Below are 17,904 nucleotides of genomic sequence, written 5' to 3'. Positions count from 1 at the left end.
TCTGCTTTCAGAGTGTCGAGAAAGTCCAACGGACTTTTCGACACTCTATTTTTTATATGGGGAATCATATCTTTTAAAATAAAAATCGATTTAAAGCGCTCTGAGAACCCTACTTCAGTGACCGACGAGGCAATTTTAAACCCCCTGCAAAAAAACAGGGGGTTTCTCGACAGCCTGAAAGCAGAGCCTCGGCTCTGCTTTTTTACGTGCTTCGAACAATTCGGAAACGTTCCAATATGAAGCGCGGCTCAAGTTGTTGAAACGTTTATGCGGCCGTCGTTTTTTCGGCTTTCCTGAACCGGACGTTCACGAGAAGGATGCTGGCCAGGATGAGAAGCAGACCGAACACCAAGTTCAGCGACACATGTTCGTTCAGGAACAATACGCTCGTAACAATGGAGACCAGAGGAATGAGAAAAGTATATGACCCCACCTTGCTGGCTTCTCCCTCATGAATCAGCTTGAAATAGACGAACCATCCGAGGGCGATGACGAAGACGGCAATAAAAGCCGTATCCGCCATGAACGGCACATTCCACTTGATGTCCTTCCAGCTTTCCATCTCCGAACCTCCGGCCAGAAGGATGATGCCGCCGATCGTGACCTGCATCGCCGTAAGCCAGAGGGAATCGACGCGGTGTCCGATTTTTTTGACGAAGACCGTGCCCAGCGCCCAGGTGAGCGCCGTTACGAGCGCAAGCACGATGCCGATCGGGGCAATGTTTCCGGTCATGCCGCCGACGCTCATCGTGGCGACGCCGACGAAGCCGATGATCAGCCCGAGCATTTTTTGGCGCGTCATCCGTTCTCCAAGCCACCACCAGGAAAACAGGCCGAGCAATACCGGCTGCAAAAACACGATGGCCGAAAACAGCCCCGACGGCGTGTACTGGAGCCCGATCGTCTGCACGCCGTAATAAAGCACGATGCTGAGCAGGGCAGACAATACATACACATGCCAGTTCCGGCGAAATTGCAGCTGCTTGTACTTGGGCAGCGCTACGAGCACGAGCAGCAGCCCGCCGATCAGCGCGCGGAGCCCCGCAAACAGCACCGGCGGCGTATATTGAAGCGCAAATTTGGACAAAGGCCAGTTGATGCCCCATACCAAAATGAGAAAAGCCAAAAGAAAAATCGTTTTGTTATGCTGTCGCATGGATCTTCACTCCTTGTAAAAACATCGGCATGGAGTGAATTATACTCCTATATGTCAGCTTCGTCACGGCTTTTTTCTGAAAGCGTTTCTTTCATGAAAAGGTTCTGATGCTCTGCTCTTGCTACAACTGCTTCATGCTGTTTAAGGCCGGAACCGTCAGGGCCCGGTCTGCTTCCGTTCCCCGCGCATGCGGATTGGGAGTAAAATGCTTCATATGCCGGTGAAGCACCGCCGCAGCTTCCAGAACCTCCGGCCCGGCGACATCCACGGCCGAAATCCGGATCGCCTCGTTCCCGATCTCCACGATCCGAAAACCCGGCTCATCCAGGCAGGCCGACATTTGTACGAATGACCAGTCGTCGCGCTGCACGATCGAATCCATGTGCGTATGGCCGTTGAAATAAATGCCGATGCCTTTTTTGCGGTTCAGGATGTTCCACATGTCGATGCCCGGATGAATCGAGCCCTTTTCCCGCTCCGAACCGGCCGTGGTCCGGTATACCGGGTGATGGCCGAACACAAGCAGCGGCTTTTCCCCGGACGATTCCACCTTGTCTTCCAGCCATGCCAGCTGCTCGAAATCAAGCCAGCCTCCCCAGTCGTTGAAATCCAATTCTTTGGCCGTATCCAAAAAAACAAGCATAGCTCCCTCGGTATCGAGCACGTGATAACGCTGTTGTCCGGTAATCTTCAGCACGTCCTCCCTCGTTTGCCCGTAGAGGTCGTGATTGCCGAGCACGTGGACGAATGGTTTATCGGGCCGGCGAAGCATCGCGTACACCTCCTCCAGCTCCGACGTTAGTCCAAAGTTGGTCAGGTCTCCAAGCGAAACGTACAAATCCGCATCCAAATTCAAAAACTCATCCAGCACATGCCGATAAAACGCGTCCCGGGCCTCCGCAAGCCCCGGAATCGACCGGTCGATCTCGTGATAATGCAAATCCCCAAGCAATGCCAATCTCATATGGATCGCTCCCTCCGCTGATCAGGTTCAAGTATTTCTTCCCACTATATTACAGACCAAGTGTTATGGATCCATTAAGTTCACGGCCATCGTTTGTAAAAGACAACGGAAGCCTCCGCGAAACAAGTCATTAAATCGTAATCGTTACGTATAAATAAACGAACCTATTTTTTTGCATCCGATCCATGGATCCGTCATATTCATAGAATCGAAAGAGGTGGACGCTTATGCAAACGCCCGTCATCCTGCTCAGCGGTTTTCTCGGAAGCGGCAAAACGACCCTGCTGCTGTCCCTCATCCAAGAAAGCAAACGAAGGGGCCTTCGGCCGGGCATCCTGATGAACGAACTGGGGAAACGCGACGTCGACGGCACCATCCTGGAAGAGCATGCCGACATACAAGTGGAGAAGCTTTTGGACGGATGCGTATGCTGCAGCCGCAAAAGCGAGCTTCCGTACAGCCTCGCTCTCCTGCAGGATCAGCGGCCGGACGTGATCTATATCGAACTTACCGGGGTCGCCGATCCATACGAAATCAAAACGGTGTTGCACGGCCCGGAATTTAGGAATTGCTTGAAACTGCACCATACGATTACGCTGCTGGACGCAGAAAACGCCCTTGAATACGCCAGCCGGTTTTCGGCGGATAAACGGCTCGTTCAAACGCTGCGCAAACAGCTCGAAACGGCGGACCTGATCGCGGTGAACAAAAGCGACCTGGTATCCCGGGACATGCTCGCCAAAATCGAAAACATGGTCCGAAAGCATAACATGACCGCCAAATTGACGTTTACGACGTACAGCCGGATTCCCCTGCCGGATCTTTTGCAAGGGATTTCGCCCAAGGCATCGAATTCGCATGCCCCAACGGTCGCCGGTGCCATCACCAAGCCTGTGCAGGTTCACTCGGCGATTCCGGACGGACACCGCCATGGCGCTTCGGAAACTTACGGATCGTTTTCGCGCGTCGGCACGGTCACGTTAACTTTTCCTCGGCAATCCCCCGAGCGCAAGTTGTCCCGGGAGCGTTTGGAATCCTTTTTTCAAAGCTGGGGGGACAGCCTCATGAGAGCCAAAGGGCACGTCGCCTTGGATCAAGGCGGGCCGGTCCGGCTCGTTCAGTATGCGGGAGGCCGCACGTCGTGGGAGGATTCGCGTTATCCCGGTTCTCCCTATCTGGTATGCATCGGCATGGATTTAAACGAAACGCAGTTGAAAGAAACATGGGCCGCATTATTCCGTTAAAACCGACAGGAAGGAGCTTTGATCCGTGACCGCGCTTTCTCCCATGAAAATCATTCCCTTGCTTCTTCCTGCCGCCCTGCTGATCATCCTTGTCGTCATGTGGCTGCCGGAATATCAAGGACTGCTGAACAACGAATATGTCCATACGTTCAAAACGGGTTTCATCGGCATTTTATTGGAGGCCTTGCCGTTTATATTGGCCGGCGCGCTGTTGTCCTCCCTGCTTCAGGTATTTGTTCCCGATGAGGTCATTTCCCGCTGGATTCCAAAAAGGGCGATTCCCGGCATCTTGTTCGCGTGCGTGCTCGGGATCGTGTTCCCGGTTTGCGAATGCGGCATGATTCCGCTCGTGCGCCGGCTGATCCAAAAAGGCATGCCCGTCTATGTCGCGATCGTGTTCATTTTGTCGGGGCCGATTCTAAACCCGGTCGTATATGGAGCGACCTTCATGGCTTTCCGCAATCACCCCGAATTGGCCTACGCCCGGATGGGACTGGCCTTCGCGGCAGCGTTTCTGATCGGGCTGATCGTCTATTGTACGGTAAAAAAATCGCCCATGCGCTGGTCGGCACAACGCGAAATGGGCGATATGGCGCACTCCCATGCCGTTCGGGGAGGCAGGTTGACCTCGGTATTCGTGCATACGTCGGAAGAGTTTTTTGAAATGGGAAAATATCTTCTGATCGGCTGTTTGCTCACCGCGGCGTTGCAGACGTTTATGGTCAGGGACAGCCTTGCTGCGGTCGGCGGGCAGCCGCTGGGTTCTTATCTGTTCATGATGGGACTGGCTTTTGCGCTTTCCCTCTGCTCGACTTCGGACGCTTTTGTCGCTTCCACCTTTTTGCATACGTTCCCGGCGGGCTCCCTGGTTGCTTTTATGGTGTTCGGGCCGATGCTTGACTTTAAAAACGCGATGATGCTGATGGCGCTTTTCAAAACCAAATTTGCGCTGTACCTGTTTTTCCTCATCTTCGCCTGCGTGTTTATCGGCTCCGTTTTGTTATCACCCTGGTTATAAGCTTGGAGGTGGTCCCATGAACGATTCCAAAAGCATCCGCCTGCATTACCTGTTTCGGGCAGCGGTTCTGCTGGCGTTCGCCTATTATATTTGGCATTTGACGAACGAAAACGCGCTCTCTTATTACGTTGCCCCCGCGCTTGCGCGCTGGATCAAGCTGTGCCCGTTCCCCCTGGGCTTGATGGCGCTTAGCCTGATCATCCAGGCCGTGCTGGGCAAAAGCGCCATGCTTTGCAATTGCGGCCACCGGCTGCCGGCATCGCCTCTTGCAAGCGGCGCTTTATACGGGTTGTTCCTGTTCCCGCTCCTCCTCGGATTCGTCCTTCCCGACCGGGCTTTGGGGAGCGCCGCCGCCGTAAAAAAGGGCATGTCCTTTTCCTACAGCGCCGTCGAGCCTGAAAAATCCGTTCGCTTCGAATCGAAGGATCCTTATGCCCAAGAATTTACGGAGCTTGCGAAGATTTTGTACGAACAGCCGGTCATTCCCGTTTATCCCGCCATTTTCTCCGAGACGTTCGGCGCCATCGACATGTACAAAAAACAGTTTGAAGGCAAGGAAATTGCCGTATCCGGCTTCGTATACCGGGATCAAGCGGGCGAGGACACCGGTCCGTTCGCGGTGAGCCGTTTCCTCGTCCAATGCTGCACGGCGGATGCGACTCCCTTGGGCATTCTGGTCGATCCGGTTCGGCAGCAGCACCTCCCGGCAGATGCTTGGGTGAAGGTACAGGGGAAAATCCGCGTGGTTCCGCAGGATGGAAAAGAACTCATCCGGATCGAGGCTTCTTCCATCACGCCGATCGCCCAGCCGGACGCGCCTTATATCTACACCAGCGCCGATTCCGTCGAAACTTGGCACGAGCTGCAAAAGTTTGCGAATAAGGAGAAGTGACTCCGCTTTTTCATTGCCTTTCTTTCAGGATGGATAAAATAAAAAAACGGCTTTCGCCGTTTTTTTAAGCTCTTAGGAGCGCATGCTGGCAAGCCGTCTGCAAATCCCGCCATGCGCGGTTGATTTCCGTGTCCTCCATGCATGCCGCCAGTCCCAGCAGCGGGAACAGCCGCAGGCCGCAGCCAACCGAAGCTTTGGCCGCCGTGATGCATTCGATGGAGATTCGCTGTTCCATTTCGGGCGTCAGTTTGCCTTTTTGCCCCAGCTCTTCCCAAGATTTGTCCAGCACTCTGTAAAAAGCGTCCTTTTGATGGGCGAATTCCTCTTTCTGCTCCTCCAGTTCGCTTAGGACGCTGTCATTGCCCCGCGCTTGCAGGTAGGATTCCGCCGCTTCCAGAAAATGATCCGTGAGCCCCATCGCTACCCCGGCAAACGACGTTTGCGCAAACGGCAAAAACGGATATTTGTACAAAAGCTCGTCCTCATGGGATCGGACCTCGGTGAACGAAAACGTCATTTCGTCCGGAACGAAAGCATCCTCCGCGATCATGCTGTGGCTGCCGGTCGCTTTCAGGCCGAACGTATTCCAATCCTTTTCGATTCGAACCTGGTCGGGGCGCATGATCAGGGTAACGATCTCCGGCGCTTCGCCGGAATCCGCCGCCTGCTCCCGCTCAAGCACCGCATTCGCCGTAAAGGTCGTGGCGTACAGGGAACCGCTGCAATATTTCCATCTCCCGTTCACGATGTAACCGCCCTCCACCTTTCGTGCCGTCCCCGTCGTCGCGCCGCTGCCTGCAATGACGGCATCGGGTTTGGCGTACACGTTCCGGCCGATTTCGTCCGTCATGAACGGCACGAAATAACCGCCGCCCGCTCCGATCGTGACAAGCCAGCCGAAGCTGCCGTCAATGCGGGCGCATTCCTGAAAAATTCGGATCGCTTCCGGAAGCGGTGTCATTTTCCCCTCCAAATCATCCGCGACGAACAAATGAAACAGCTTTTTATCATATATGTACTGAAGCGCTTCCGGCGTCATGCCGCCTTCCTGCTCCATCCGGTACGATTGCTCGCGGATGCGGCTAATCTCCTGCTGTGTAAATCCCATGCTTCCACCACTTTCGTATGAATGATATCTATTCTATTTTACCATGAACTCCAATTTGAAGCTGTTAAAAAAAGACGGGGAGCCCCCGTCCTCAAAAACAGCCGAACTTCTCTTTTTTGGCCTTCGGCCATCGAAACTTCGGAACATGGCGTACCATCGATTCAAAAACGATCCCCCACTGATGCTCGGATAAAGACGCCACCGGCAGGTCGCCTCTTGCCCCCAGACTCCGTTTGACATGCTTGATTTGCGGGGCCGTAAATAGGCCCCGCAATGCCAAATCGACGGATAATCCCGGGTTTTTCAGCACATGTTCCGCCATTCCCCAAAAGACCGGATAGTCCTTCATCGGCACGATCGGCTTTGCTTTCCTGCTGATCGCCACCAAAGCGGAATCCACCTTGGGAGGCGGAGCGAAACTTTGTCTTGGAATATCTTTCACGTACCGGATGTCAAACCACATTCTCCAAGCGACGATATACGGATCTTTGGCCGTTTTTGCCGTAAATCTTTTGGCCGCGCCTTTTTCCATCACGATCACGCCTCTTTGGAATCCGCTCGAAGGTTTGCTGAGAAGTTTCTTCAAGATCGGCGTCGTAATGGAGTACGGAATATTCGAAACGACGATAAAGGGTTCTTTGGGCAGCCGCATGTTCAAAATGTCTTCATGAATGACTTGCGTGTTGGGATAAGGCAGGTTTTTTTGCTTCAAAATGTCGACGAACCTGCGATCGATTTCCACGGCCAAAACCTTTCCGGCCTTTTGGTTCAGCACCGCCGTCAGAGCTCCTTTTCCTGCGCCTAAATCCAATACGGTATCCTGTCTGCCGACCTTGGCTGCAGCTACGATCTCCTGGATCGTTTTTTTGTGATGCAGCAAATGCTGCCCGGAAAAATGAGGCGAGTCTCCGCAGCTTCTTTTTCCCCGGCGATTATCGTTTTTCGAGATCATTAGGCATCTTCCCTTCATCTAGAAATCTTGGGCTTCCGCCTGCGATTCGGAGCAAAGGGAAAACACGCTGTCCTTTTTGGACGATGGGTCCAGCAAAGCCGTCAGCAAATAAGACCTGCTTTACGGTCCAAAAAGAAGGAATGCATGCATAAAAAAAGAAAGGCAGAGCGACCCGCCTTTCTTTGCATCACATATCACGAATATGGAATGAAGATCATTAAAAAAGGACAGACTGATCCCGTTTGCTCCGTTTCACGAAACAGAGCCTTTGAACGTATGGAATTAACGGTTCAAAGTCGGGATGCGAAGTCTCATGTATTGCGTCATTTTTTAATAATCCTCCTGATTTGTTAAAATGCTCCACCATTGTACCATTTCCTATCCTTTAAAATCAATCCTGCGGGTTCGTAAAAAACGGTTTAAAAAATAAAATACGGCCGGTCTCCTCCCGATCCGGGGGGAAAGCGGCAGCGTTTCCAACGGAACAACCTACCGGACTTAAGCCAGCAATGCCGTGATTTCTTTAAAATGGTCGGCGAACCCGACGAACACCTGATCGTCGATCACGATCGTCGGGACCGTCTGCATCCCGGTGAGTCTCCGGACTTCCTCGGCATATTCAAGATTGTCTTCGCAGTTATATTCGATAAAATCGATCTGGTGATCCTTAAAATACCGCTTCGCTTGGTGGCAGTCGCTGCACGTGGAAATCGTATAAATTTGGACCGATTTTGCCATTTCCATTCCCTCCTATCAGGCGTTTGGTGATACCGCAACTCCCGCGGCTTCCCGGATTTTTTCGAGCGTCATGCGGCGGACGAACTTGGCGAATTTTTCTTTTCCTTTGGCATTGGACTTATAGAAGTCGATAACCTTCATGATCGCCGGGATGACCTGTTCTTCTTTCAGCCCTTCCGCTAACGGCTCGGCGATGGCGGTTTTGATTCCTTTCGGCTCTCCGCCCACATAAATGCTGAACGTGTCCTTCATTTTAACGACCCCGATGTCTTTCAGCAGCGGTTCGCTCGTGCCAAGGGCGCAGCCGGCATAAGCAACCTTGATCGGAACCGGCGTCGCCGCTCCGGCGATCGCTTGGTGAATGGCTTGGGCCGTCGCCAGCCCGGCGTCTTCGGCCCCTTTGCAAAATTGGCAGACGATCAAACCTTTGACGACGGCTCCCGCGGGATACACTTGCAATCCGGCCTGCTGCAGCTGCTCCGTCACCTTTTCTTTTTCCTGTGCCGCTATTTCAACGTAAATCTGCCGGAAAGGCGTGATTTCAATATGCGCTTCAGGGCCTGCAGCCGATGCAATCACCGTAAGCTGCTCCGGCGTAATGACGTTTCCGCCGACTTGAATCGGCGTGGATACGGCGATTTTCGTTTTCCCCGGCGTTTCTTTCGTCTCCATCATATTTGCTGCTCTCCCTTGCTATCCGCTTCGTTTTTATTTTGCTTCCACGACAAAAGGGACCGTCAAAACTTCGCCTTTGTGTTGAAATTGCCCCCAGATTTTATAGATCCCCGGATGCGGGAACATCGTTTTGAATTCGGCCGCCGGGCCCGTCGCTCCTTCATCCACGGGATGGACGTGAAGGTACTGTTCCGCATCGGCCGATAAGATGACCACGTGCCCGGCTGCGCCGAGGTATGGTTCCAGATCGTCGATGCCCTTCTTTGTATGCGCGTCGCGGACCGTGTAGGTTAACAAGGTGTCGCTTTGCGCAAGATCGCTGCTGAGCGAAAGCTCAAACTCCCTGCCGTTCACTTCCCGTACCCTTTCACTGTCCGGCACTAGCTTGCGGTGACCGGCAGGCGCGCCGTTGACCTCTACCCAGTCGCCCCAATTAACGGCAGCGTCGTCCTCCGTAACAAAATCGACGATCCATTTATATTTGCCGCCATCCGGGAAAGTCGTTCTGACTTTGAATATCCCTTGGCCTTCATACTCGGGATGGATATGGGCAAAAAACGACAGGTCCCGGTTGACGATGATCAAATGGATCCGTTTTTCATGGCTTATTTTGAAGCGGCTTACCGGATTCCCGTCCCGATCCGTCGTTACGATTTGGATCTCCGTCTCCTCGTTGGCGTTTGGCGCGCCGTTCGGAAACTCCAAGCGCGCCTTATAATGCCCCGCCATGTTTTGGTGATGGCCGTGACCGCCGTGCTGATGTCCATGGGCTCCATGACTTTTATGCGCCCCGTTGCCGTGAGGGTCATGCTGCTGATGCCGGCTGTTTTCATGATTCATGGCATGTTGTTCGCTCATCTTCAATCGCTCCTTTGTATTCGGATGGTTTGCATCATGGGAACTCGCTGCGAATCGAGACTGGCTCACATCAGTGGCGGATTTTCACCCGCTGCAACCGGAGCGCGTTCAGCACGACCGACACGGAACTAAGCGCCATCGCCGCGCCCGCAATCCAAGGAGCAAGCAGGCCGAGAGCAGCCACCGGAATGCCCAGCGTGTTGTACCCGAGTGCCCAGAACAGATTTTGCTTGATGTTGCCCATCGTTTTGCGGCTCATATAAATCGCGTCCGGAATGCTGGACAAATCTCCTCGCATCAGCGTGACGTCCGCGGCTTCCATGGCAACGTCGGTGCCTGTGCCGATCGCCATGCCGATATCCGCCGTCGCAAGCGCCGGAGCGTCGTTGATGCCGTCGCCGACCATCGCCACTTTTTTGCCTTGGGCTTGCAGCTTTTTGACCTCTTCGGCTTTTCCTTCCGGAAGGACTTCGGCACGGACGTGATCGATGCCGACTTCAGCCGCGATGGCTTTGGCTGTCCGTTCGTTGTCGCCGGTGATCATGATGACTTCGATCCCCATGTCTTTCAAGCGCTGTACCGCTTCTTTGGATGTTTCCTTAATGGTATCCGCAACCGCGACCAAACCTGCGTAGCGGTTGTCGATCGCGGCCAGCATCGCGGTTTTGCCGGATTCCTCCAGGCGGGACATCAACGCGTAAGCATGGGAAGCTTCCACGCCGTGTTTTTCCATCAATCTGCGCGTGCCTACCAGCAGTGTTTTGCCTTCGACCTCCGCTTCGATGCCGTACCCCGGAATGGCCGCAAACGATTGCGTATCCGGCAGCTGAATGCCGCGTTCCTGAATTCCTGCGACGATCGCTTCTGCCAATGGATGCTCCGAGTTTTTCTCGGCGGCGCCGACGAGCCGGAGAAATTCCTGTTCGTCGCCTTCGGCCGCAACGTCGGTCAATTCCGGTTTGCCTTTGGTTACCGTACCGGTTTTATCCAGGATAATGGCGTCGATTTTATGCGTTTGCTCCAAATGTTCGCCGCCTTTGAAGAGAATACCGAGCTCTGCGGCACGTCCCGAACCGGCCATAATCGATGTCGGCGTTGCGAGACCGAGGGCGCAAGGACATGCGATGACCAGGATCGCGATCGCTTTTTCCAGCGCTTCGGCGAAATTGCCGGGCGTCACGAAGAAATACCAGACAAGGAACGCCGCAATGGCGATGCCGACGACGATCGGAACGAAAATGCCGGATATGACGTCCGCCACCCGCTGGATCGGCGCTTTCGATCCTTGGGCTTCTTCCACGACCTTAATGATCTGGGCCAAAGCCGTTTCTTTCCCGACCTTGGTGGCTTGAACGCGCAGGACGCCGTTTTTGTTCAGGGTCGCGCCGATGACGGCGTCCCCGGATTTTTTCTCGACAGGCAAGCTTTCGCCCGTCAGCATCGATTCGTCCACGGACGATTCGCCTTCGATGACGTTGCCGTCGACGGGGATTTTTTCGCCCGGACGAACCATTACGATATCGCCTGCGATCACTTCTTCCACCGGGATCGTCAGCTCCTGGCCGTCGCGGATGACCCGGGCGGTTTTGGCCTGAAGCCCCATCAGCGATTTGATCGCTTCGGACGTCCGGCCTTTGGCAAGCACCTCGAACAGCTTACCCATGATGACGAGCGTGATCAAAATGGCGCTTGTTTCGTAGTACATGTTCGGACCGTGGTGCAGGTTGCCGCCTTTTGCGTACCAGTCGATCGTCAGGTACAAACTGTAGAAGTAGGCGGCCGATGTTCCCAAAGCAACGAGGACGTCCATGTTGGCGCTGCCGTTGCGCAGCGCTTTATACGCCCCGACGTAAAACGGCCATCCGATGTAAAACTGTACCGGCGTCGCCAAAACCAACTGAAACCACGGATTCATGAACAGGTCCGGCAGGTAGATCCAAGATGTAAACGAAAAGTGCGCAACCATCGCCCACAACAGCGGGATCGACAGAATGGCCGAAACGATCAATTTTCGTTTTTGCTTCCGGACCACCTGGTCCCGGGTATCTGCGTGTTCTTCTTCATCGCTTTGCGCGACCGCTTTGTAGCCGAGCTGCTTCACTTTCGACTGCATATCCGCGACCGAAACCTCGGCCGGCGAATATTCTACCGTAGCGGTCTCCAGCGCAAAATTGACGGAAGCGTTCGTGACGCCGGGCATCTTGTTCAGCCCTTTCTCGATCCGGTTGGCGCAAGCGGCGCAGGTCATGCCTTCGAGCTTGAACCGGGTGACTTCCTTGACGGTTCCGTAGCCCAGCTTTTTGATCGTCGCTTCGATGGCCTCATCGTTCACCTTATCCGCATCGTAGGTTACGGTTGCCCGTTCCAACGCAAAATTGACGTTGGCGGAGTCTACGCCCTCCATTTTGTTTAAGCCTTTTTCAATCCGGTTGGCGCAGGCTGCGCAGGTCATGCCGGTTATTTGTACGGTTTTCTGTTTTTGCTTTTTAAGAGCTGCTTCCAAAACCATCACTCCCTTACGTGCATCACGTTTAGTGTAACCATTTGAAAATCGTTGATTTACATTCGTTGTCGTTTCCCTTTCTTGACCTTAGTATACCCCACCACCCTATATTGAGTCAATACATTTTTACAATACCCCCCTAGCCTATTTTTGAAACATGTAAAAAGCCGCCTTGCGGCGGCTTGCGCTTTTTTACTTGATTAATTTATTCATCGTCGTCATCAGTTCCGTGAGCACATCTTGGTCGCCTTCCTGAATCCGCTGAACCACGCAGCTTTTCATGTGATGTTCAAGCAGCAATTTCCCAACGCCGTTCAAAGCGGATTGTACGGAGGCAATTTGGTTCAAAACGTCGTCGCAATACGTATCTTTTTCAATCAACCCTTTGATGCCGCGGACCTGGCCTTCAATGCGGTTCAGGCGGCTGATCAAGCTGTTTTTCACCTTATCCGAATGATGGCTTTTCCGCTCCGAATGGTCTCCGGAGCACGCTTCGGCTTTTGCGTTCGTGTTTGGATCCATCATTTCCGGTACCGTATTCATGCATTCGCCTCCTTTACCCTAATAATACTATTATACTCGGCATGCCGCCGGATACAAACCGTTTCATGACGAAATATTGGCCGTCTCTTGCCTAATCCTTGGTTTTACCGCCTGGCCTCCCGGACGGCCCGGTTGATCCATAAAATTTCGGCTTTCGCATCCGAATGTCGGATGGCCGCTTTAAAACGGGGAATATCCAAAACATGGACGCTGTATTTCAAAACGAACCTCCGGTCCTCATCCCCATATCGTTCTTCGGATAGAACTTCGCCATCCATATTGATTCTGCGGCGCACCTCCTGCAAGATTTCATCCGGCTTTGAAGCCATGACCCAGGCCGTTTTCCGGAAGCCCCACAACATCAATGCCGATGTTTCGTAAGCCGCGATGCAGGCAAGGGCCGAATACAAGGTTCGTTCCCATCCCATCATCGCTCCTGCCAAGACAAGAACGGCTCCATGGCACAATACGAACAAGCGCTTCGGGCCGAACGGAGCAGACGATACGAATATCCTTGGCCGGATCCGGTCGCCTTTCTCCAGTCCAAGCGAATCCAGCAGCCCTCCCGATTTGACCGCAAGCCCGGCGCCGATGCCGAGACAAAACCCGCCCGCAAGCGCAGCAACGACCGGTTCGCCGCTAACCGCGGGGAAGGGCGCAAGCAGAAGCGCAGAACCCGCAAACGCAAGCAATCCGGGCAACACGCCGCGAAGCGCGGACGTTTTTCCCATGAACGCATACAGCAGCAAAAGCGGAAGGTTGAACAGCAGCAGCAATATCCCGAAATGTCCTTCGGTATGGAACGAAACGAGTGCCGAAATGCCCGTCATCCCGCCTGCAATCATGTCATGGGGATGCAAAAACAATTCCAGGCCGACCGATGCGACTATGCCGCCGACGACGGACTGCGTCACCGCATTCCTGCCGAACCGGAAACGAACGGAATTCTTCGAACGCATCATCTTCCCTCCTTCAAGACTGGGAACATCACGATCCGGTGGCATCCGCAACGCTTAGAGCGCTTCTTCCTTCGGCACCCGCCTGTCTTTGAATTTGAACCAACGGTTCATAAACGCATAGACATGCGGCGATTGCTTGGTGAGAATCGGGCCGAGGATGGCCAAAATCAGGACGTAGATCGCAGAAAACGGCTGCAAAATATCCATAAGTCCACCATCTTTCCCCAAATTGGCCAGAATGATGGAAAACTCCCCTCTCGATAAAATCGTAAGTCCGATATTCGCGGAGGCTTTCGGCGACAAATTCGCCGTACGGCCCGCAAGCATGCCCGCGCTGAAATTTCCGGCGAACGTAATGACGACGGCAGCCAGCGCAAGCCATACCGCATTCCCGCCCAGCGACATCGGATCGATGGATAAGCCGAAGCTGAAGAAAAAGACGGCTCCGAAAAAGTCGCGGAACGGCATGATCAAATGCTCGATCCGCTTGGCGTGTTCCGTCTCGGCAAGGACCAGACCGACGAGCAGCGCCCCGATCGCTTCCGCGACGTGAATGGTTTCGGAAAAACCGGCGATCAGAAACAACGCCCCGAAAATGACGAGACCAAACAATTCATTCGAGCGGATACGCAGCCACTTGTTCAGCAGCGGGACCGCTTTTCTTCCCAGAATGATGATCGTCAGCATGAAGCCAAGCGACACGAGGGCGGACAACAGGACGCCGCCGATCGAGCTGGAGTCGCTTAACACAAAACCGGAAAGAATGGAAATGTACACCGCGAGGAAAATATCTTCGAACATCGTAATGCCCAGAATCATTTCCGTTTCCGGGTTGGCCGTCCTTTTCAGGTCGACCAGCACTTTCGCCACGATGGCGCTCGACGAAATCGTCGTAATGCCGGCAATGACAAGCGCTTCCGCCACAGGGAAACCGCCCAGAAATCCAAGCAGCAGCCCGAGCGTAAAGTTGATGCCGATATAAATCGAACCGCCGACCACGATCGACCGCCCCGACTTGACCAACCGTCCGACCGAAAATTCAAGCCCCAGATAAAAGAGCAGGAACAACACGCCGATTCTTCCCATAAAATCGATAAACGGCGCGCTGTCGATAAAGCGGAAATCGAAATGCCACAGTTCCGTCGCATGGGGGCCTACCGCCATGCCGATCAATATATAAAACGGAATGACCGAAAAACGGAACTTTGCCGAGATCAGTCCTCCAAGCGCGATAAGTCCGAGCGCCAAGCCGATTTCAAAGATCAAATGGTCCATCCGATCACCCGCTTCCGTTCATCAGGATTTGTTTGAACCGCTTCTGCTGCTCCCTTTCCCCTACCGCCACGACCGTGGCGTCGGCGCTGAGCACCGCTCCCGGACCGGGATTGACCAGCTTCCCTTTATTCTTATCGATCAGCGCGATCACCGACGCGCCGGAGTTTTGCCGGATATGGAGCTCGCCGATGGTTTTGCCGATGCAGCCGAAATGGGATTCGATCCGGTACCATTCGATCGTCAGATCGTCAAATGCCATTTCCACGCTTTCCAGCTGCTTCGGTTTATACACCATGCCTCCGACCAACGCGGCCAGCTGCCTGGCTTCCTGATCCTCCAGCGTCGCCACGAGCTTGCTTTGATCGTCATCCTCCCGCGAAAAATGGTACAGCTCCCGCCTTCCGTCGTCATGGATCACGATGACGATCCGGTCGCCGCTGGCCGTATCCATCTGATATTTCATCCCGATTCCAGGCAAAATAGATTCACGAATTTCCATCATATCATAGCCTCCTGAACGTTCGATATTTAGTTTGAGAAAATGTTCACATAATCCGTAACCGAGCAAAATGTCTAGGATGCGGTTCTTTTTTCAGCCGGAAAAAATCGTGGCGTAATCAAAGAAACGCATGAAAAACAGGATCATGCTTGCTACTTGAGGGTATAGGAAATAAACCGTTCAATGGAAGGCGTGTTAACCCACGTAACTCGAGGTAAATTTGACGGGTAGTAGCAGAAGGTATCTTTTGCGAATGGAAATGATCGGATGAAAAGGCAGACGGGGTCTAGGAAAACGCAGCAGCAAAAGCAGCGGGATCACGAAAACGCCAGGCAGCGCCGAGGCCAGCATGATCAACCGTTGCATCAAAGAGGGATTTTTGCGCAGGACAGGTTTCGTTTGCGGATCGATTCGGCCGTGGACCGTCTCGGTCTCGCTGTTGTAAGCAGGGGATACTTCTTCTTCGAAGGAAACGGGAAAGGCGAGCATCTGAATGCAGCCAAGCAGAACGATAAGCAGCATGCGAAGTCTTTTGGTCAGTGCCGGCATCCTATCCCTCCCTCTTGTGAAAATTTCATATATATCGATTTTACCATAAAAGACAGTGCCGTTTCAAACCACGGGAGCAAAAAGTCGCCAGAAACTTTCGAGGATTTGTCCATCCGCGGCGACAGAAAAAACCAATGACCCAAACGCGGAGCCATTGGTTGAATTGGTTATGATGTTACGCGATCCATTAGATCGTGACGCTGTTTTGCTCATGGAATTCCTGCCCGTCGCGGACCTCCTGCACGTAGCCGGCGCGAATGACAAAATCTCCAAAATGCTCCCCGGGCTCCCGATTTTCGGCGTATTGGGCCAGGAGCGGACGGAGCGAATCGAGGATTTCCTTTTCCCCGATGTTTTCTTTGTACAGCTTGTTTAAACGGTCTCCGGCGAAGCCGCCGCCCAGATACATATTGTATTTGCCGGGAGCTTTGCCGATAAACGCGATTTCGGCCAAAGCCGGGCGGGCGCAGCCGTTCGGACAGCCGGTCATGCGGATGACGATCTCCTCTTCGCCAAGTCCCGTTTCCTCAAGGATTTCCTCGATTTTGCCAAGCAGCGTAGGAAAATACCGTTCGGACTCGGCCATGGCCAAGCCGCATGTCGGAAGGGCCACGCAGGCCATCGAGTTGCGGCGCAGCGCCGAAAAACGAACGCCGTCCATCAAACGGTACTGTTCGATCAAGGCTTCGATTTTTTTCTTGCTTTGCGTTTTGACGTTGGCAATGATCAGGTTTTGGTTCGGCGTAATCCGGAAATCCCCGTTATGAACTTTGGCGATTTCGCGCAGGCCCGTCATCAGCGGGTAATCTTCTTCGTCCTTCACGCGCCCGTTTTGGATAAACAACGTAAAATGCCAGCTGCCACCGCTGCCTTTCACCCAGCCGTACCGGTCCCCGTTGCTGTCGAAGCGGAACGGTCTGGCCTCTTCCAGCTTCCAGCCGAGGCGCGAAGTCAGCTCATCGATGAACCAGCCGATGCCGCGGTCATCGATCGTATATTTGAACCGGGCATGCTTCCGGACGGACCGGTCGCCATAATCGCGCTGGATCGTCACCGTTTTTTCGGCCACGTCGATCACTTGCTCCGGCGTGCAGAAGCCGATGACCTTAGAAACTTGCGGGTACGTCTTCGGATCGCCGTGCGTCATCCCCATCCCGCCGCCGACGGCGACGTTAAAGCCCGTCAAGCGGCCGTTTTCCACGATCGCGATAAAGCCCAGATCCTGCGAAAAGACGTCGACGTCATTGGAAGGCGGCACGGCGATGCCGATCTTGAATTTCCGCGGCAAATACACGCGTCCGTATATCGGTTCCTGCTCTTCCTCGTTCTGGCTTGAAGCGACCTTCTCACCGTCCAGCCAAATTTCGTGGTACGCCGTCGTTTTCGGATCCAGGTGGCGGCTGATGCGGCAAGCCCAGTCGTAAACTTCGGCATGGATTTCCGATTGGTGCGGATTCGGATTGCACATGACGTTGCGGTTGACGTCGCCGCAGGCGGCAAGCGTCGTCAGCAGCGTTTCGTTCACTTCGCGGATCGTGTTTTTCAAGTTCCATTTAAGGATGCCGTGAAACTGGATCGACTGGCGCGTCGTCAGGCGAATCGAACCGCTGGTATATTGCTGGGCGATGCGGTCCAGCACGAGCCATTGCTCCGGCGTGACCACGCCGCCCGAGGCCCGTACCCGCAGCATGAACTGGTAAGCGGGTTCGAGCTTTTGTTTCTGGCGTTCGTTGCGCAAATCCCGGTCGTCCTGCATATAACTACCGTGGTGCTTCATCAGGCGGTTGTCATCCTCGGGAATCGATCCGGTAATCGGATCCTTTAACGTTTCGGTCAGGCTGCCCCGCAAATAGTTGCTGCGGCGCTTAATATCTTCCACGTCGCTGTGCGGGGCGCTGTTTTTCGACAACAGATTATTTTCAGACATCTATCTCGCATCTCCTCTCACGTCTTGTCGCGGCTAGCAGGAGC

At 53.8% G+C, this 17,904-nt stretch carries 17 protein-coding genes; 3 read left to right on the top strand and 14 right to left on the bottom strand.

Translation table 11 applies throughout. From position 1 onward, the window contains the following. Positions 1-265: 265 nt before the first annotated feature. Both NYE48_RS12355 and NYE48_RS12350 read right to left on the bottom strand, forming a co-directional pair. Entirely contained in the window at positions 266-1,156 is an 891-nt protein-coding gene (locus tag NYE48_RS12355) for a DMT family transporter (RefSeq protein WP_036709372.1), read from the bottom strand. Between the two features lie 121 nt (positions 1,157-1,277). Further along, positions 1,278-2,120: a metallophosphoesterase family protein gene (locus NYE48_RS12350; RefSeq protein WP_340998910.1), complete on the bottom strand. Its 843-nt coding sequence runs from the start codon at positions 2,118-2,120 to the stop codon at positions 1,278-1,280. Positions 2,121-2,347: 227 nt separating this feature from the next. Here NYE48_RS12350 and NYE48_RS12345 point away from each other — a divergent pair, with 227 nt between their 5' ends. From NYE48_RS12345 to NYE48_RS12335, 3 genes are read left to right on the top strand one after another with little or no spacing between them, the layout of a single operon-like run. After that, a complete protein-coding gene (locus tag NYE48_RS12345) occupies positions 2,348-3,364 on the top strand; it encodes a CobW family GTP-binding protein (protein WP_340998908.1) in 1,017 nt (338 codons plus the stop codon). A 25-nt stretch (positions 3,365-3,389) separates the two neighbouring features. Further along, positions 3,390-4,382 (top strand): permease, encoded by a 993-nt coding sequence (locus NYE48_RS12340; RefSeq protein WP_246536557.1) that lies wholly within the window; start codon positions 3,390-3,392, stop codon positions 4,380-4,382. Positions 4,383-4,398: 16 nt separating this feature from the next. Then, positions 4,399-5,274, top strand: a complete 876-nt coding sequence (locus NYE48_RS12335) for a TIGR03943 family putative permease subunit (RefSeq protein WP_340998906.1) — start codon at positions 4,399-4,401, stop codon at positions 5,272-5,274. Positions 5,275-5,338: 64 nt separating this feature from the next. Here NYE48_RS12335 and NYE48_RS12330 read toward each other — a convergent pair whose 3' ends face one another. The 12 genes from NYE48_RS12330 to cysI form a co-directional block, all read right to left on the bottom strand. Continuing rightward, positions 5,339-6,382, bottom strand: a complete 1,044-nt coding sequence (locus NYE48_RS12330; protein ID WP_340998905.1) for an acyl-CoA dehydrogenase — start codon at positions 6,380-6,382, stop codon at positions 5,339-5,341. Between the two features lie 91 nt (positions 6,383-6,473). Further along, positions 6,474-7,334 carry a 23S ribosomal RNA methyltransferase Erm gene (erm, locus tag NYE48_RS12325; RefSeq protein ID WP_340998904.1) on the bottom strand — a complete coding sequence of 287 codons (861 nt, stop codon included), beginning with the start codon at positions 7,332-7,334 and terminating at the stop codon, positions 6,474-6,476. Between the two features lie 498 nt (positions 7,335-7,832). Then, positions 7,833-8,072: a glutaredoxin family protein gene (locus NYE48_RS12320; protein WP_036709358.1), complete on the bottom strand. Its 240-nt coding sequence runs from the start codon at positions 8,070-8,072 to the stop codon at positions 7,833-7,835. Positions 8,073-8,087: 15 nt separating this feature from the next. After that, entirely contained in the window at positions 8,088-8,747 is a 660-nt protein-coding gene (locus tag NYE48_RS12315; protein WP_340998902.1) for a nitrite reductase, read from the bottom strand. 33 nt (positions 8,748-8,780) lie between these two features. Further along, positions 8,781-9,605, bottom strand: a complete 825-nt coding sequence (locus NYE48_RS12310) for a hypothetical protein (RefSeq protein WP_340998900.1) — start codon at positions 9,603-9,605, stop codon at positions 8,781-8,783. Between the two features lie 70 nt (positions 9,606-9,675). Further along, positions 9,676-12,108, bottom strand: coding sequence for a heavy metal translocating P-type ATPase (locus tag NYE48_RS12305; protein ID WP_445323977.1), 2,433 nt, complete (start codon positions 12,106-12,108; stop codon positions 9,676-9,678). Between the two features lie 192 nt (positions 12,109-12,300). Beyond that, positions 12,301-12,630, bottom strand: coding sequence for a metal-sensitive transcriptional regulator (locus tag NYE48_RS12300; RefSeq protein ID WP_156124559.1), 330 nt, complete (start codon positions 12,628-12,630; stop codon positions 12,301-12,303). 125 nt (positions 12,631-12,755) lie between these two features. Continuing rightward, the gene (locus NYE48_RS12295; protein WP_340998896.1) at positions 12,756-13,610 is read right to left on the bottom strand and encodes a YitT family protein; all 855 of its coding nucleotides are present in this window, start codon (positions 13,608-13,610) and stop codon (positions 12,756-12,758) included. 54 nt (positions 13,611-13,664) lie between these two features. After that, the gene (locus tag NYE48_RS12290; protein WP_340998894.1) at positions 13,665-14,885 is read right to left on the bottom strand and encodes a cation:proton antiporter; all 1,221 of its coding nucleotides are present in this window, start codon (positions 14,883-14,885) and stop codon (positions 13,665-13,667) included. 4 nt (positions 14,886-14,889) lie between these two features. After that, positions 14,890-15,384 (bottom strand): cation:proton antiporter regulatory subunit, encoded by a 495-nt coding sequence (locus NYE48_RS12285; protein WP_212947929.1) that lies wholly within the window; start codon positions 15,382-15,384, stop codon positions 14,890-14,892. A gap of 195 nt (positions 15,385-15,579) precedes the next feature. After that, positions 15,580-15,933: a hypothetical protein gene (locus tag NYE48_RS12280; RefSeq protein ID WP_340998892.1), complete on the bottom strand. Its 354-nt coding sequence runs from the start codon at positions 15,931-15,933 to the stop codon at positions 15,580-15,582. A 187-nt stretch (positions 15,934-16,120) separates the two neighbouring features. Continuing rightward, positions 16,121-17,860 carry an assimilatory sulfite reductase (NADPH) hemoprotein subunit gene (gene cysI, locus NYE48_RS12275; RefSeq protein WP_340998891.1) on the bottom strand — a complete coding sequence of 580 codons (1,740 nt, stop codon included), beginning with the start codon at positions 17,858-17,860 and terminating at the stop codon, positions 16,121-16,123. Between the last annotated feature and the right edge of the window lie 44 nt (positions 17,861-17,904).

The organism is Paenibacillus sp. FSL M7-1455 (assembly GCF_038004655.1).
In the GTDB taxonomy this organism is placed as follows: domain Bacteria; phylum Bacillota; class Bacilli; order Paenibacillales; family Paenibacillaceae; genus Paenibacillus_AQ; species Paenibacillus_AQ cookii.
Note: the sequence above shows the minus strand (reverse complement) of the source record. Positions and strands in the feature narration are given on the sequence as shown.

Bases quoted from the DNA above. Each gene is read 5' to 3' on its own strand.
- NYE48_RS12290 (WP_340998894.1), bottom strand. From the start codon at position 14,885: ATGGACCATTTGATCTTTGAAATCGGCTTGGCGCTCGGACTTATCGCG.
- NYE48_RS12280 (WP_340998892.1), bottom strand. From the start codon at position 15,933: ATGCCGGCACTGACCAAAAGACTTCGCATGCTGCTTATCGTTCTGCTT.
- NYE48_RS12295 (WP_340998896.1), bottom strand. From the start codon at position 13,610: ATGCGTTCGAAGAATTCCGTTCGTTTCCGGTTCGGCAGGAATGCGGTG.
- NYE48_RS12285 (WP_212947929.1), bottom strand. From the start codon at position 15,384: ATGGAAATTCGTGAATCTATTTTGCCTGGAATCGGGATGAAATATCAG.
- NYE48_RS12310 (WP_340998900.1), bottom strand. From the start codon at position 9,605: ATGAGCGAACAACATGCCATGAATCATGAAAACAGCCGGCATCAGCAG.
- NYE48_RS12330 (WP_340998905.1), bottom strand. From the start codon at position 6,382: ATGGGATTTACACAGCAGGAGATTAGCCGCATCCGCGAGCAATCGTAC.
- NYE48_RS12320 (WP_036709358.1), bottom strand. From the start codon at position 8,072: ATGGCAAAATCGGTCCAAATTTATACGATTTCCACGTGCAGCGACTGC.
- NYE48_RS12350 (WP_340998910.1), bottom strand. From the start codon at position 2,120: ATGAGATTGGCATTGCTTGGGGATTTGCATTATCACGAGATCGACCGG.
- cysI (WP_340998891.1), bottom strand. From the start codon at position 17,860: ATGTCTGAAAATAATCTGTTGTCGAAAAACAGCGCCCCGCACAGCGAC.
- NYE48_RS12345 (WP_340998908.1), top strand. From the start codon at position 2,348: ATGCAAACGCCCGTCATCCTGCTCAGCGGTTTTCTCGGAAGCGGCAAA.
- erm (WP_340998904.1), bottom strand. From the start codon at position 7,334: ATGATCTCGAAAAACGATAATCGCCGGGGAAAAAGAAGCTGCGGAGAC.
- NYE48_RS12355 (WP_036709372.1), bottom strand. From the start codon at position 1,156: ATGCGACAGCATAACAAAACGATTTTTCTTTTGGCTTTTCTCATTTTG.
- NYE48_RS12300 (WP_156124559.1), bottom strand. From the start codon at position 12,630: ATGGATCCAAACACGAACGCAAAAGCCGAAGCGTGCTCCGGAGACCAT.
- NYE48_RS12335 (WP_340998906.1), top strand. From the start codon at position 4,399: ATGAACGATTCCAAAAGCATCCGCCTGCATTACCTGTTTCGGGCAGCG.
- NYE48_RS12315 (WP_340998902.1), bottom strand. From the start codon at position 8,747: ATGATGGAGACGAAAGAAACGCCGGGGAAAACGAAAATCGCCGTATCC.